The sequence below is a fragment of the Xanthomonas sp. NCPPB 1826 genome, assembly GCF_056725285.1.
On record NZ_CM161521.1, the window covers coordinates 1,902,496 to 1,914,638 of the forward strand.

The window sequence follows — 12,143 nt, forward strand, 5'->3', positions numbered from 1 at the left end:
CTGACCGGACGGGTAGGTGCAACCGCCTGACGCCTACGTGCGAAGGGCGCTGCGGTCTCAGATGCCGAGTGCGCGCGGTTCGTTCCAAAGCGCGCTGCGCTCCCATATCTGCGCGAATTCGCGCTCCAGCTGGCGGCTGCGCGCCGCGCCCGACAGCCAGGTTTCGCCATCGTCGAAGCGATGGCCTGTTGGACGAAAGTAGTAGGCGTCATCACCCACCACATAGGCCGACGCGTAGCTGGCATCGACTGGATCGCTGACCGCACGGAAGCGGAACACGCTGGGCAGGCGCTGGGCCAGCCGCAGCATCGCGCTGCTGTTGGCGCCCGCGGCGGCGGTGTCCTGCACCAGCACCTGCACGCGCTTGTCGTGGCGGGCGGTGGCAAAGCGGCGCAGCGCATCGAGCACTGCGGGGTTGTCGAACAGCGGTGGATCCAGTGCCCGCGTATAGATCAGCACCTGGCGGCGTGCGGCGCACAGCAGGCCGGTGGTGGCGGCCAGGGCCGCGCGCAGGTCGTCCACCGCCATCGGGCCGTCGAGACGGCGGTGTAGGGGCCTGCCCGGACGATCGCCCGCCGTTGCCGCGCTAGCCGGGTGCCGGTCGGAAGAGGTGTCCGGCAGGAAGCCCAGGCGTGCGAACACGGCCTCGGCGTCTGTGTTCACGCGGGTTTGTAGGCCGGGCCAGCCGCGTTGTTGCGCGGTGGCGACGGCGGCTGCGAGCAACCGGTCGGCCAGGCCGCGGCGGCGCCAGCCCGGCAGCACGCCGAGCCGGTCGATGCGCCGATCTGCCGTCAGCCGCACCGAGCCGATCAGCTGGCCGTCCTCGCTGCGCAGCGCCAGGTGCAGGCTGAGCGGGTCCAGGGCGTCCCAGTCGGCAGCGCTGTCGTCGGTGCTGCCAGTGCCGCAGGCCAGGCGCAGCGCACGCAGGGCTGCGGCGTCGGACGCCGCATCCAGCGAAACGATCTGCGGCCCGGCCTGGGAACTCATGCGCGCTGGTCGGACCCGTCGTCGTCGCCAGCGTCCGCTGCCGCGTCGTCGTCGGCCAGCCCGCTGTCGTCGTCCTGGTCGGCATCCTCGCCTTGTTCGGCCTCCTCAGCCTGGGCCGGGCCGTCCGCGGCGTCGGCGACCTGCTCGACGTCGGCCTCGGCGTCGATCTCGTCGTCCGCGTCCGGCGTGTCGGCCTCGGCGTCGGCATCGTCTTGGTCAGCCGACAGGCTCACGACGTGGGCCTGGTCGTCGTCGATGTCCTCGAAGTCGTCCTCCGCCTCCTCGTGGGCGCGCTGGTAATGGCCCTGCGCCAGCAGCTCCAGCACCACCTCGCGGCCACGGTTGGACAGCTGCGCATACAGCGCGCCGTCGATCTCTTCGGCCGCTGCCAGCCGTGCGGCGTCCTTGGCCGACAGCGCGAATTCCAGGCCGCTGCAGAACAGGGTGGCGCCACGCTTGGCGCGCCGCCAGGCCAGCCGCGACCAGGGGTGACGGTGCAGCAGCACGCCTTCTTCCAGCGCCTGCTCGACCGCCTCGCGGGGGATCGGTTCGGGTGCCGGCACCACGTCGCCGGAGGCGCGGTAGGTGGTCATGAAGCGGCCGAACCAGTCGCCCAGGCGATCCGGGTCGTTCATGCGCAGCGCGTTGAGCGCTTCGACCACGCGGTTCATCGCGGTGACGTCGATCTCGTACGGATCGGCCGGCACCTTGAGGTCTTCGTCGTGATAGCGCACGGCCTCGTCGGCATCGGCGATCAAGGTGTCCAGGTAGTCGCCGATCAGCTCGGCCGAGGACGGCGCGCGGGTGCCGATGGAGAAGGTCAGGCAGGCGTCTTCGGCCACGCCGTGGTGCGGCACCAGCGGCGGCAGGTACAGCATGTCGCCCGGGCCCAGCACCCAGTCGTGGGTGGGCTTGAAGTCGCGCAGCAGCTTGAGCTCGACATCGTCGCGGAACGCCAGCGGCGCGGCCTTGCGGCCCTGCTGCGCGCGTGCGTCGATCTGCCAGCGGCGGTGGCCCTGGCCCTGCAGCAGGAACACGTCGTAATGGTCGACATGCGCGCCGACCGAGCCGCCGGTGGCGGCGAAGCTGATCATGATGTCGTCGATGCGCCAGCGCGGCAGGAAGCGGAACTGCTCCAGTAGCGCGCGCACGTCGGCGTCCCACTTGTCCACGTCCTGCACCAGCAGGGTCCAGTCATGGTCGGGCAGGCCGGGAAAGTCGGTTTCCTGGAACGGGCCGGTGCGCACGTTCCAATCGTCGGTGGCGCGGTCATGGCTGATCAGGCGTGCCAGCACGCCGTCTTCGCAGGCCAGGCCGGCCAGGTCTTCGGGCTGCAGCGGGGACTGGAAGTTCGCAAACGCGTTGCGGATCAGCAGCGGATGCTTGTGCCAGTAGTTGCGCAGGAAGCGCTCGACCGGCATGCCCAGCGGCTGGTCGCGGGTGGCGTGGATCTCGAAGGGCAGTGGCGCGCCTTTCCTGGCAGCGATCTTTTTTGCGGGGGTCTTTTTCATGGTGTCACGGGTCCGACTGGAGGGCCGGCGCTGCGGCCGGCGAGGTGGCTTATTGTCGCCCAGCCCGCCATGCGCTGCCTTGCATGCGGGTGTCGCGGTGAGGTTGCGGTGCGCGTCCGGGCCATGCAGGGCCGGGGATGCAGCTGGGTGTCTCGGTGTCAGCAGATCAGCGGGTGGAGATCTGGTTGTTGCTGCCGTAGTCGTTGACCACCGCAGTGCCGGATTGCTGGGTGATGCGGTTGCCGCGGCCGTGCAGCGTGGCGGAGGCGATCGCCTGCGCCTGTACCTGGTTGTCGTCGCCCGGCACCAGCAGCGCGCCGATGCGGCCGGCCTTGAGCGTGGAGGTGCGGCTGAACAGTTCGATGGTGCTGGCATCGCCGGCGAGGGTGACCTGGGCATCGTTGCCGACCATGCGCACTGCCTCGGCGCGCTCGATCTGCACGATCGCATGCTGGCCCAGTACCGCGATCGTGCCGCAGTCACCCTTGAGGACCAGATTGGCGTTCTGGCCGGTCAGATCGACGTTATGGCCGTCGCAGCTGACCGTGCCGCTGGTCGAGGTGACCATCAGTGTCTGCCGCTCGCCATTGCTGGCGACCTGGGTGGCGCCGTCCATGCTCGGAACTGACGGAACCGAAGGAACCGGCGGCACCGCTGCGGCCGCCACGCCGGCCGGCGCGTGCGGCGCGGCAGCGGGGGAGTCGGGGTGCGAGTCGGGAGTGGCCTGCTTCCCGCAGGCCAGCAATCCGCAGGCCACCGATGCAAGCAGGGAGACAGACAGCAGCGCGCGCAATGCCATGGCAATACTCCTGACAGCTGGATACAAGGGCGTGATACCGGTGGATGAATACCGCTGCTTAGATCGCGCGCGCCAACTGTTCGGCCAGCCCGGTGTAGGCACCCGGCGTCAGCGCCCGCAGCCGCTGCTTGTCCTGCTCCGGCAACTGCAGGCTCTCGACAAAGGCCTGCATGGACGCGGCAGTGATGCCCTGGCCGCGGGTCAGCGCCTTGAGCTGTTCGTAGGGGTTGGGCAGGCCGTGGCGACGCATCACCGTCTGCACGGCTTCGGCCAGTACTTCCCAGGCCGCGTCCAGATCGGCATCCAGGCGCTGCGGATTGACGGTCAGCTTGCCCAGGCCCTTGGCCAGCGAATCCAGCGCGACCTGGGTATGGCCGAACGCGGTGCCGAGCGCGCGCAGCACGGTGGAGTCGGTGAGGTCGCGCTGCCAGCGGCTGATCGGCAGCTTGGCGGAAAAGTGCTCGAACAGCGCATTGGCGATGCCGAAGTTGCCTTCGGCATTTTCGAAGTCGATCGGGTTGACCTTGTGCGGCATGGTCGATGAGCCGACTTCGCCCTCCTTGAGCTTCTGCTTGAAGTAGCCCAGCGAGATGTAGCCCCAGATGTCGCGCGACAGGTCGATCAGGATGGTGTTGACGCGGCGGCTGGCGTCGCCGATTTCGGCCACATTGTCATGCGGCTCGATCTGGGTGGTGTAGGGGTTGAACACCAGGCCCAGGCTTTCGACGAAGCGCTGCGCGAACGCGGCCCAGTCCAGCTCCGGGTACGACACCAGGTGCGCGTTGTAGTTGCCGACCGCACCGTTGATCTTGCCGGTCAGTTCGACCGCGGCGATCTGCTTGCGCTGCCGCTCCAGGCGCGCGACCACATTGGCGATTTCCTTGCCCAGCGTGGTGGGCGAGGCGGTCTGGCCATGCGTGCGCGACAGCATCGGCTGGCCGGCCTGGGCATGGGCAAGGGTGCGCAGGCTGGCGGTGATGCCGTCCAGCGTGGGCAGCAGCACCTCGCGGCGCGCCTGCTCCAGCATCAGGCCGTAGCTGAGGTTGTTGATGTCCTCGCTGGTGCAGGCGAAATGCACGAATTCCAGCGCCGGGCCCAGCTCGGCATCGTCCTTGAGCTGTTCCTTGATGAAGTACTCCACCGCCTTGACGTCGTGGTTGGTGGTGCGCTCGATCTGCTTGACCCGCGCGGCATCGCCGACGCTGAAGTCGTCGGCCAGGCGGCGCAGGGTCTGGGTGGCGGCGGCCGAGAATGGCGCCAGCTCGGCGATGCCCGGCTCGGCAGCCAATGCCAGCAGCCATTCGATCTCGACCTTGACCCGTGCCCTGATCAGGCCGTATTCGGAGAAGATCGGGCGCAGCGCATCCACTTTGGAAGCGTAGCGGCCGTCGAGCGGGGACAGGGCAAGCAGGGCGGAATCCGACATGGGCAGGGCACTGGGAGGCTGGCGGGGGTGCGTATTCTACGCCGCCCCGGCGCCGGCTTCGCCGATCGGCCGCACCGTGATGGCCTGGATCCGGTGCCCGGCCATGCGCCGCACGGTCAGTGCGTGGCCGTCCAGCTCCAGGGTTTCGCCTTCTTCGGGTAGCCGCTGCAATTGGTGCACGATCAGCCCGCCGACCGAATTGACGTGGTCCGGCGCGCTCAGGTCCTGGCCCAGCAGGCGTTCCAGGCGGAAGATCGAGGTGCTGCCGGCCACCAGTAGCGAGCCGTCCTGGCTGCGGATCGGGGCATCGCGCACCACGTGGCGGTGCTCGTCCTCGATCTCGCCGACCACCACTTCCAGCAGGTCTTCCAGGGTGAAGAAGCCCAGGATGCGGCCCTCGTCCTCCACGCACAGCGCCAGATGGGTGGTGCCGGTGCGGAACTGCTCCAGCGCGCTGGGGATCGGGGTTTCCAGGGTCAGCAGGGTGGGCGGGCGCAGCAACGGGCGCAGGTCGTCCAGGTCCTGGCTGCGTGCCATCGCCACCAGCAGATCCTTGGTATGCAGGATGCCCAGCACCTGCTCGCCATCGGCGTCGAACCACGGGTAGCGGCTGTAGCGCGACTCGCTGAACTCGGCCAGCACCGATTCCAGCGTCATGCCTTCGCGCAGGCTGCGCAGGTGCTCGCGCGGGCGCATCAGGTCGCCGGCGACCAGGTCGGGCAGTTCCAGTGCATGGCTCATCAGGGCCAGCCCGTGATCGGGCGTGGCGGCGTTGGGATCCTGGCGGCCGACGATCAGCATCAGCTCCTCGCGCGAGTAGCGGTGCGACTGGTGCTCCACATCGCCCCAGCCCAGCACCCGCAGCAGGCGGTTGGCGCTGGTGTTGAGCACCCAGATCGCCGGGTACATCAGCCAATAGAACACATAGAGCGGCGCGGCGGTCCACAGCGACATCCGCTCCGGGCGGCGGATCGCCATGGTCTTGGGCGCCAGTTCGCCCAGCACGATGTGCAGGAACGAAATCAGGCTGAAGGCGATCGCCAGTGCGGTGAACTGCGCCGCTTCCGGCGACAGGCCGGCGGTATCGAACAACGGCTGCAGCAGATGCGCGAAGGCCGGCTCGCCGACCCAGCCCAGGCCGAGCGAGGCCAGGGTGATGCCGAGCTGGCACGCCGACAGGTAGGCATCCAGATGCGCATGTACCCCGAGCAACAACCGTCCACGCCAACCGTTGTTCTGCGCCAGGCCCACCGCCTGCGTGTGGCGCAGCTTGACCAGCGCGAACTCGGCGGCAACGAAGAAACCGTTCAACAGCACCAGCAGCAGTGCGACGAACAACAGCAGCACGTTACCCAACATGGCGTCCGCCTCCGTGCCGCGTTACAGCAGTGACGTTGCGTGTCAGCGGCTGCGCGTCAGTGCCGGGGCGGTGTGCAGGCGAGAAAGACGCAAACGATGCGTTTCTACAGTCAGGGTCGTCGCCCATGGCGGCGTGGTACCTCGTATGGATCATTGGGCAGTCTAGCCCACGGCTTGCGACGACACGGTCGCAACGCCGCGAGCGAGTATCGTAGGCAGTCTCGCCAGCGTGGGTACGCCCGCTGCCAGCCATCCATCACCACAAACCAACCATGTGCGGAGAGTGCAGATGAGCGAACGTTTCAGGACCGAACACGACAGCATGGGCGAGCTGCAGGTGCCCGCCGATGCCTTGTGGGGCGCGCAGACCCAGCGTGCCGTGCAGAATTTTCCAGTCTCCGGCCAGCCGATGCCGCGCGGCTTCATCCGCGCGCTGGGGCTGATCAAGGCCGCCGCGGCCGGCGTTAATGCCGAACTCGGGCTGCTGCCCAAGTCGATCGGCAAGTCCGTGCAGGACGCGGCGCTGCAGGTCGCCGACGGCACGCATGACGCGCAGTTCCCGATCGACGTCTACCAGACCGGCTCGGGCACCTCGTCCAACATGAATGCCAACGAGGTGATCGCCACACTGGCCACGCGCGCCGGCAAGGACGCGGTGCATCCCAACGATCACGTCAATCTCGGCCAGAGTTCCAACGACGTGGTGCCCACCGCGATCCGGGTGTCGGCGTTGCTGGCGGTGCAGGAACACCTGCAGCCGGCGCTCAAGCATCTGCGCAAGACCATCGACAAGCGCGGCAAGGGGTTGGACAAGGTCGTCAAGACCGGGCGAACGCATCTGATGGATGCGATGCCGCTGACCTTTGGCCAGGAATTCGGTGCATGGTCGGCGCAGCTGAGTTCGGCGCAGGAGCGCATCGACGATGCCCTCAAGCGCCTGCGCCGGCTGCCGCTGGGCGGCACCGCGATCGGCACCGGCATCAATGCCGATCCGCGCTTTGGCGGCAAGGTGGCGAAGGCCTTGTCGGGCTTGAGCAAGTTCAAGTTCGAGAGTGCTGACAACAAGTTCGAAGGTCTGGCTGCGCAGGACGATGCGGTGGAGTTGTCCGGTCAGCTCAATGCGCTGGCGGTGGCATTGATCAAGATCGCCAACGACCTGCGCTGGATGAATGCCGGCCCCCTGGCCGGGCTGGGCGAGATCGAGTTGCCGGCGCTGCAGCCTGGCAGTTCGATCATGCCGGGCAAGGTCAACCCGGTGATTCCCGAAGCCACCGTAATGGCCTGCGCACAGGTGATCGGCCACCACACCGCGATTACCGTGGCCGGGCAGACCGGCAACTTCCAGTTGAACGTGACGCTGCCGTTGATCGCCTACAACCTGCTGGATTCGATCAACTTGCTGGGCAATGTGGCGCGGCTGCTGGCCGATAGCGCGATTGCCGGGTTGAAGGTGCGTCAGGAGCGCGTGCGCGAGGCACTGGACCGCAATCCGATCCTGGTCACCGCGCTCAACCCGATCATCGGCTACGAGAAGGCCGCGGCGATCGCCAAGCGAGCCTACAAGGAACAGCGCCCGGTGCTGGACGTGGCACTGGAAGACAGCGGACTCACCGAAGCGGATCTGCGCCGTTTGCTGGATCCGGCAGCGCTGACCCGCGGTGGCATCCAGGCCGGCAGCACAGGCGGCGGTGGCTGACCACCGCAGCGTGCGTGCGTAGGAGCGCACCTGGGCGCGATGGGCGTTGTCGGTAAAGCCCCATCGCGCACGAGTGCGCTCCTACACGCTTTACGCGAATCCGCGGCGTCGCCAGGACTCAGTGCCGCTCGGCCTGCACGTTGCCGAAGCTCTCGCGATACGGCTGCAGCGACGGGATTTCATCGAGCAATTCGCCGCTGAGCTTCTGGATCTCCGGGGTGGCGGTCAGCTTGATCGACTTGTATTCAGGGTCTGCGCCAGCCTCGTTGACGGCCTGCTGGCGCAGCATCTGCAGGTGCCCGAACAGCAACTGCAACTTGGCGCGCGTCGGCTCTTTCTGCGGCAGCGCGATATCGTCGATCTTCAGCGTGCCGTCGGGGGTGATTTCCGCATTGGCCGCGGGTGGGCGGCGGATCATCACCGACTGGGTGGTAATGGCAACGCGCGGCTTGCCGCGTTCGGCGCGCCGCGACGACTGGTCGCCACAGGCGGTCAGGGCGCATAGCAGAAGCGCCATGCAGAGCATCACGAACTTGTTCATGGGGTCGCCGGATTCAGGGGAGCGCACTAGTGTAATCCCGCTCCGGCCAGCCGATCGGCGCCTGCGACACATGGCGCGGCTGACAAGATGTCGCAGGCCGATGTTGGGTGCCTGGCGTGCGCGCAGCAATCGGCGTGACGATCCATAAGGTTCCGGTCAGCCGCTGCGCCCGTCGATGCGGGCGCAGCGGCGATCAAGGCCGCGCTTACTTGCGGCAGTCGTCGATATCGTGCTGGGTGAGGGTCGAGTACGGCGCGAATGCCGGCACCAGTTGCGCGGCGGCGTCTTGCGCGTTGCGCAGCTTGGCCAGCTGATCACAGATCTGCATCGCAGTGTGTTTGAAGGTTTCCGCCTGCGCTTCGATCTTGTCGCCGATCTGGTCGGTGTTGCCGCTGAGCACACCCTTGAGCGCTTCGCCGGCGGCATGCGCACCGAAGGCCGCGCCCTGCGTGCCGATGTCGATGCCTTTATCGGCGACGCCCTGGATCTGCACGTAGAACCCGCGCATCGCCTGCCGCTGCGCATCGTTCAGGCTCACCGGCTTGCCGGCGATGCTGAGCGCGCCATCCACGCCGATGGTGGCCGCGGGCAGGCCGTCGCGGTGGAGCGTCAGGCTCTTGCCGTTGAAGATCACCCCGTTCGCGTTGGTCTTGCCCGACACCACGACCGTGGGTTCGGACTTGCCGCAGCCGACCAGCAGCGCGCCCACCAGTACCGCACAAATCAACAGTTTCATCAGCCGTTCCCCTCTTGAATGGTCAATGCAGTGGTCAGTTGTCGGTCGGCACGCGGGTGGTGCCGGCCACATCGCTGACGTCGATATCGCCGCTGCCCTTGCGCGCGACGCTGACATCGCCGCGCACCTTGTGCACGCTCAGGGCGCCGGAGTTGACCGCTTCCACGCCGACATCGCCTTGCACATCGTCGATGTCGACATCGCCGGAGCCGATCGTGCCGAATTTGACGTTGCCTGCCACGCCGCGCAGCTTGACGTCGCCCGAACCGACCTTGCCAACCTCCGCTGCGCCATGCACCTGCCTGGCCTTGAGATCGCCCGAGCCGATCGCCAGCACGCGCAGCGATCCCATCTCTTCCAGTTCGATATCGCCGGAACCGACCTTGGCGGTGACCCGGCCCCTGGTGCGGCGAATGGCCATGTCGCCGGAACCGACATCGGCACTCACGGCCGCAGCGCCGCTGATCTCGGCGTCACCAGAGCCCACGTCGAACTGCACCAGCAGCGTGTCCGGCACGCTGCCGCGCAGGTCCAGGTACGAATAGCTGTCGCCGATGGAGATGCGCAGCGGGCGGTCGTCGGCCAGCGTGACCACCAGCTTTTCGCCGACCCGCTTCTGGGTGACGGTCAGGCCCTTGAGCAGATCGGCCCTGGCGGCGCAGGCGCGGCCGCCCAAACGCCCGCCGTTGCCCGGCGCGGCGTCCAGATGCAGGTCGTTGGAGCCCACCTCGAACAGCACCGACTTCACTCCGCTCAGCTTCAACTCCAGGCTGCGCGGTTCGGAGAACTTACATTGCTCTTCGGCAAACGCAGCGCCGGGCACGGCGAACAGGATGGCCAGACTCAGCACACGACGCATGGGATGTCCTTCAGGCTTCGGAGCGCCGACGGCGCAGGTAGATGGAGGCGGCGATCAGGACAACGCCGATTGCAGCGCCGATCCAGATGTCCGGATTGCCGTAGACCCGTGCGCTGTCGGTGTGCTGCAGCGCCCATTGCACCAGGTCGCTGGGGTTCTGCATTGCGCTGCTGTCGAGGTTGCCGCTGACCGCACGCGGCGACCAGGTGCCGGGCAGGGCGCTGAGCAGGCCGCGGTAGCCGACGATGTACCAGATCCAGCCGATCGGCAGCGAGATACCCGGCATCGCCGAGAGGATGCTCAGCATCACGCAGGCCAGCAGCGGGAACAGCACCGCCCACAGGAACGGCTTGCTGGTGGCCCAGGCCGAGCAGAACATCAGCCAGCCCACCGTCGGCAATGCCCACAGCAGACTCATCGGCACGGTCTTCAGCAACAGCCACAGCAACGAGAACGGGTGCGAATGGGTGGCCAGGGCCCAGGGGCTGGGGACGCCGGCGATCGAGGCGCCCACGATGGCGATCAGCCACAGTGCCAGGCCGACCAGCACGCCGATCACGATGGCGATCAGCGGCGCCAGCAACAGCGCCCAGGCGGCCTTGGACAGCACCGTCTGCACATCGGACACCGGCAGCGATTTCCAGAACAGTACGCTGCGGTCGCGACGGTCGTCGTACAGGCTGCCCAGCGAATAGAAGAACACCACGAACGCCAGGACGACCGAGGCGATGCCGATGCCGCCGAGCAGCAGGCCGTCGCCGACCTGGCCCAGGGTGCGCGTGTATTCGGCCAGATCGTCCATCGTGATGCTGTCGCCGATCATGTTGCGACGCGCGCTGATCGCGCCGATCACCGCGCCCAGCAGCGCGAAGAACACCGCGATGCCGCCGGTGATGATCTGTGCCCAGACGAAACCGCCACGGTGTTCCCAGTACTCGCGTTTGAGCAGCCAGCCGAACGTGCGTGCGGGAGAAGCTTGGTGGGTGAGTGCATTCATGCGTAGGTCCCCTTCATGACCGCAACGAACAGGTCGGCAAGGCCGGGATTGCGGGTTTCGCCAAAACGGGCGAGCTGCGCTTTCGGCACGCCATCGAACAGCATCACGGTCTTGCCAAACGGCAGGCTGCGCTCGTCGATCGGCTGCAGGCCTCTGGCGGCGTCGAGATGCTCGGCACCCACCAGCACTTCGGTGTACCGCTCGGCCACGTTTTCCATGTCGGCGGTCAGCACGATGCGGCCGTCGCGGATGAACATCACATCGGTGAGGATGTGTTCGATCTCTTCGACCTGGTGGGTGGTGACGATGATGGTCTTCTGCTCGTCGAAGTAGTCCTCCAGCAGGCGCTGGTAGAACTGCTTGCGATATAGGATGTCCAGGCCCAGGGTGGGCTCGTCCAGCACCAGGATGCGGGCATCGATGGCCATCACCAGCGCCAGGTGCAACTGCACGATCATGCCCTTGGACAGTTCGCGCACCCGCGACTTGCGGTTGAGCTGCGTATTGGCCAGGAAGCGCTCGCACTTGGCGCGATCAAAGCGCGGGTGCACGCCGGCGACGAAGTCGATCGCCTCGCCGACCCGCAGCCAGCGCGGCAGTACCGCCACGTCGGCGATGAAGCAGACCTCGTTCATCAGCGCATTGCGCTGGGTGCGCGGATCCATGCCGAGCACGCTCAGTTCGCCATCGAAATCGGTCAGCCCCAGCACCGCCTTGAGCGCAGTGGTCTTGCCGGCGCCGTTGGGGCCGATCAGGCCGACGATGCGCCCGGCAGCGATGGTGAAGCTGGTGTTGTCCAGCGCGAGCCGATGCTTGTAAGCCTTGCGCAGGCCACGTGCGTCGACCACATGGTCGGAGGAGACGGCGGTCATGGTGTTTTTCCCTGTGGCAACAGATCGTCGATGGACAGTCCCAGGCGCTGGATGCGTTCCAGCACTGCGGGCCATTCTTCATTCAGGAAACGCTCGCGCTCGCTGCCGCGCAATTTCTGTGCGGCCTCCGGGGTCATGAACATGCCCAGGCCGCGGCGTTTCTCCACCAGGTTCTCGTCAGCCAGTTCCTGGTAGGCGCGCGAGACGGTGATGGGATTGAGTTGGTAGTCGGCCGCCACCTGCCGTACCGAGGGCAGGGCGTCGCCAGGCTTGAGGATTCCATCGAGCATCATGGCAATCACCCGTTCCTTGAGTTGGCGGTAGATGGGAGCGCCGTCGCTCCATTGGATGTCGTTCATG

Annotated in this window: 12 protein-coding genes; 1 reads left to right on the top strand and 11 read right to left on the bottom strand. The window is 67.1% G+C overall.

All coding sequences use genetic code 11. The features are described from left to right. Positions 1-57: 57 nt before the first annotated feature. The 5 genes from AC1PLA_RS08245 to AC1PLA_RS08265 all read right to left on the bottom strand — a co-directional run bounded on the left by AC1PLA_RS08245 (position 58) and on the right by AC1PLA_RS08265 (position 6,082). Positions 58-987, bottom strand: coding sequence for a GNAT family N-acetyltransferase (locus tag AC1PLA_RS08245; RefSeq protein WP_212579370.1), 930 nt, complete (start codon positions 985-987; stop codon positions 58-60). Next, positions 984-2,474, bottom strand: a complete 1,491-nt coding sequence (locus AC1PLA_RS08250; protein WP_481106176.1) for a ribosomal protein uL16 3-hydroxylase — start codon at positions 2,472-2,474, stop codon at positions 984-986. The genes AC1PLA_RS08245 and AC1PLA_RS08250 overlap by 4 nt, the downstream gene beginning before the upstream one ends. Positions 2,475-2,664: 190 nt before the next feature. Next, positions 2,665-3,297: a DUF3060 domain-containing protein gene (locus AC1PLA_RS08255; RefSeq protein WP_481105962.1), complete on the bottom strand. Its 633-nt coding sequence runs from the start codon at positions 3,295-3,297 to the stop codon at positions 2,665-2,667. A 58-nt stretch (positions 3,298-3,355) separates the two neighbouring features. Further along, positions 3,356-4,723, bottom strand: coding sequence for an adenylosuccinate lyase (gene purB, locus AC1PLA_RS08260; protein ID WP_104608035.1), 1,368 nt, complete (start codon positions 4,721-4,723; stop codon positions 3,356-3,358). A 36-nt stretch (positions 4,724-4,759) separates the two neighbouring features. Beyond that, complete coding sequence (locus tag AC1PLA_RS08265) at positions 4,760-6,082, bottom strand: hemolysin family protein (RefSeq protein WP_039528082.1); 1,323 nt, start codon at positions 6,080-6,082, stop codon at positions 4,760-4,762. 289 nt (positions 6,083-6,371) lie between these two features. Here AC1PLA_RS08265 and AC1PLA_RS08270 point away from each other — a divergent pair, with 289 nt between their 5' ends. Continuing rightward, a complete protein-coding gene (locus AC1PLA_RS08270) occupies positions 6,372-7,778 on the top strand; it encodes a class II fumarate hydratase (protein ID WP_481105963.1) in 1,407 nt (468 codons plus the stop codon). A gap of 118 nt (positions 7,779-7,896) precedes the next feature. Here the strand turns inward: AC1PLA_RS08270 and AC1PLA_RS08275 are convergent, their stop codons facing one another. The 6 genes from AC1PLA_RS08275 to AC1PLA_RS08300 form a co-directional block, all read right to left on the bottom strand. After that, the gene (locus tag AC1PLA_RS08275; protein ID WP_039520491.1) at positions 7,897-8,319 is read right to left on the bottom strand and encodes a hypothetical protein; all 423 of its coding nucleotides are present in this window, start codon (positions 8,317-8,319) and stop codon (positions 7,897-7,899) included. A gap of 205 nt (positions 8,320-8,524) precedes the next feature. After that, complete coding sequence (locus AC1PLA_RS08280) at positions 8,525-9,055, bottom strand: DUF2884 family protein (RefSeq protein ID WP_047128499.1); 531 nt, start codon at positions 9,053-9,055, stop codon at positions 8,525-8,527. 34 nt (positions 9,056-9,089) lie between these two features. Next, entirely contained in the window at positions 9,090-9,914 is an 825-nt protein-coding gene (locus AC1PLA_RS08285) for a GIN domain-containing protein (RefSeq protein WP_481105964.1), read from the bottom strand. 10 nt (positions 9,915-9,924) lie between these two features. Next, positions 9,925-10,911 carry an ABC transporter permease gene (locus AC1PLA_RS08290; RefSeq protein ID WP_039520498.1) on the bottom strand — a complete coding sequence of 329 codons (987 nt, stop codon included), beginning with the start codon at positions 10,909-10,911 and terminating at the stop codon, positions 9,925-9,927. After that, positions 10,908-11,783 (bottom strand): ABC transporter ATP-binding protein, encoded by an 876-nt coding sequence (locus AC1PLA_RS08295; RefSeq protein ID WP_016901534.1) that lies wholly within the window; start codon positions 11,781-11,783, stop codon positions 10,908-10,910. The genes AC1PLA_RS08290 and AC1PLA_RS08295 overlap by 4 nt, the downstream gene beginning before the upstream one ends. Then, complete coding sequence (locus AC1PLA_RS08300) at positions 11,780-12,142, bottom strand: GntR family transcriptional regulator (RefSeq protein WP_003483692.1); 363 nt, start codon at positions 12,140-12,142, stop codon at positions 11,780-11,782. Before AC1PLA_RS08300 ends, AC1PLA_RS08295 begins: the two co-directional genes overlap by 4 nt. Position 12,143: the final 1 nt, after the last annotated feature.

Excerpts from the sequence above, each read along its gene's own strand:
- AC1PLA_RS08295 (WP_016901534.1), bottom strand. The coding sequence starts at position 11,783 with ATGACCGCCGTCTCCTCCGACCATGTGGTCGACGCACGTGGCCTGCGC.
- AC1PLA_RS08265 (WP_039528082.1), bottom strand. The coding sequence starts at position 6,082 with ATGTTGGGTAACGTGCTGCTGTTGTTCGTCGCACTGCTGCTGGTGCTG.
- AC1PLA_RS08300 (WP_003483692.1), bottom strand. The coding sequence starts at position 12,142 with ATGAACGACATCCAATGGAGCGACGGCGCTCCCATCTACCGCCAACTC.
- AC1PLA_RS08245 (WP_212579370.1), bottom strand. The coding sequence starts at position 987 with ATGAGTTCCCAGGCCGGGCCGCAGATCGTTTCGCTGGATGCGGCGTCC.
- purB (WP_104608035.1), bottom strand. The coding sequence starts at position 4,723 with ATGTCGGATTCCGCCCTGCTTGCCCTGTCCCCGCTCGACGGCCGCTAC.
- AC1PLA_RS08275 (WP_039520491.1), bottom strand. The coding sequence starts at position 8,319 with ATGAACAAGTTCGTGATGCTCTGCATGGCGCTTCTGCTATGCGCCCTG.
- AC1PLA_RS08255 (WP_481105962.1), bottom strand. The coding sequence starts at position 3,297 with ATGGCATTGCGCGCGCTGCTGTCTGTCTCCCTGCTTGCATCGGTGGCC.
- AC1PLA_RS08290 (WP_039520498.1), bottom strand. The coding sequence starts at position 10,911 with ATGAATGCACTCACCCACCAAGCTTCTCCCGCACGCACGTTCGGCTGG.
- AC1PLA_RS08280 (WP_047128499.1), bottom strand. The coding sequence starts at position 9,055 with ATGAAACTGTTGATTTGTGCGGTACTGGTGGGCGCGCTGCTGGTCGGC.
- AC1PLA_RS08285 (WP_481105964.1), bottom strand. The coding sequence starts at position 9,914 with ATGCGTCGTGTGCTGAGTCTGGCCATCCTGTTCGCCGTGCCCGGCGCT.
- AC1PLA_RS08270 (WP_481105963.1), top strand. The coding sequence starts at position 6,372 with ATGAGCGAACGTTTCAGGACCGAACACGACAGCATGGGCGAGCTGCAG.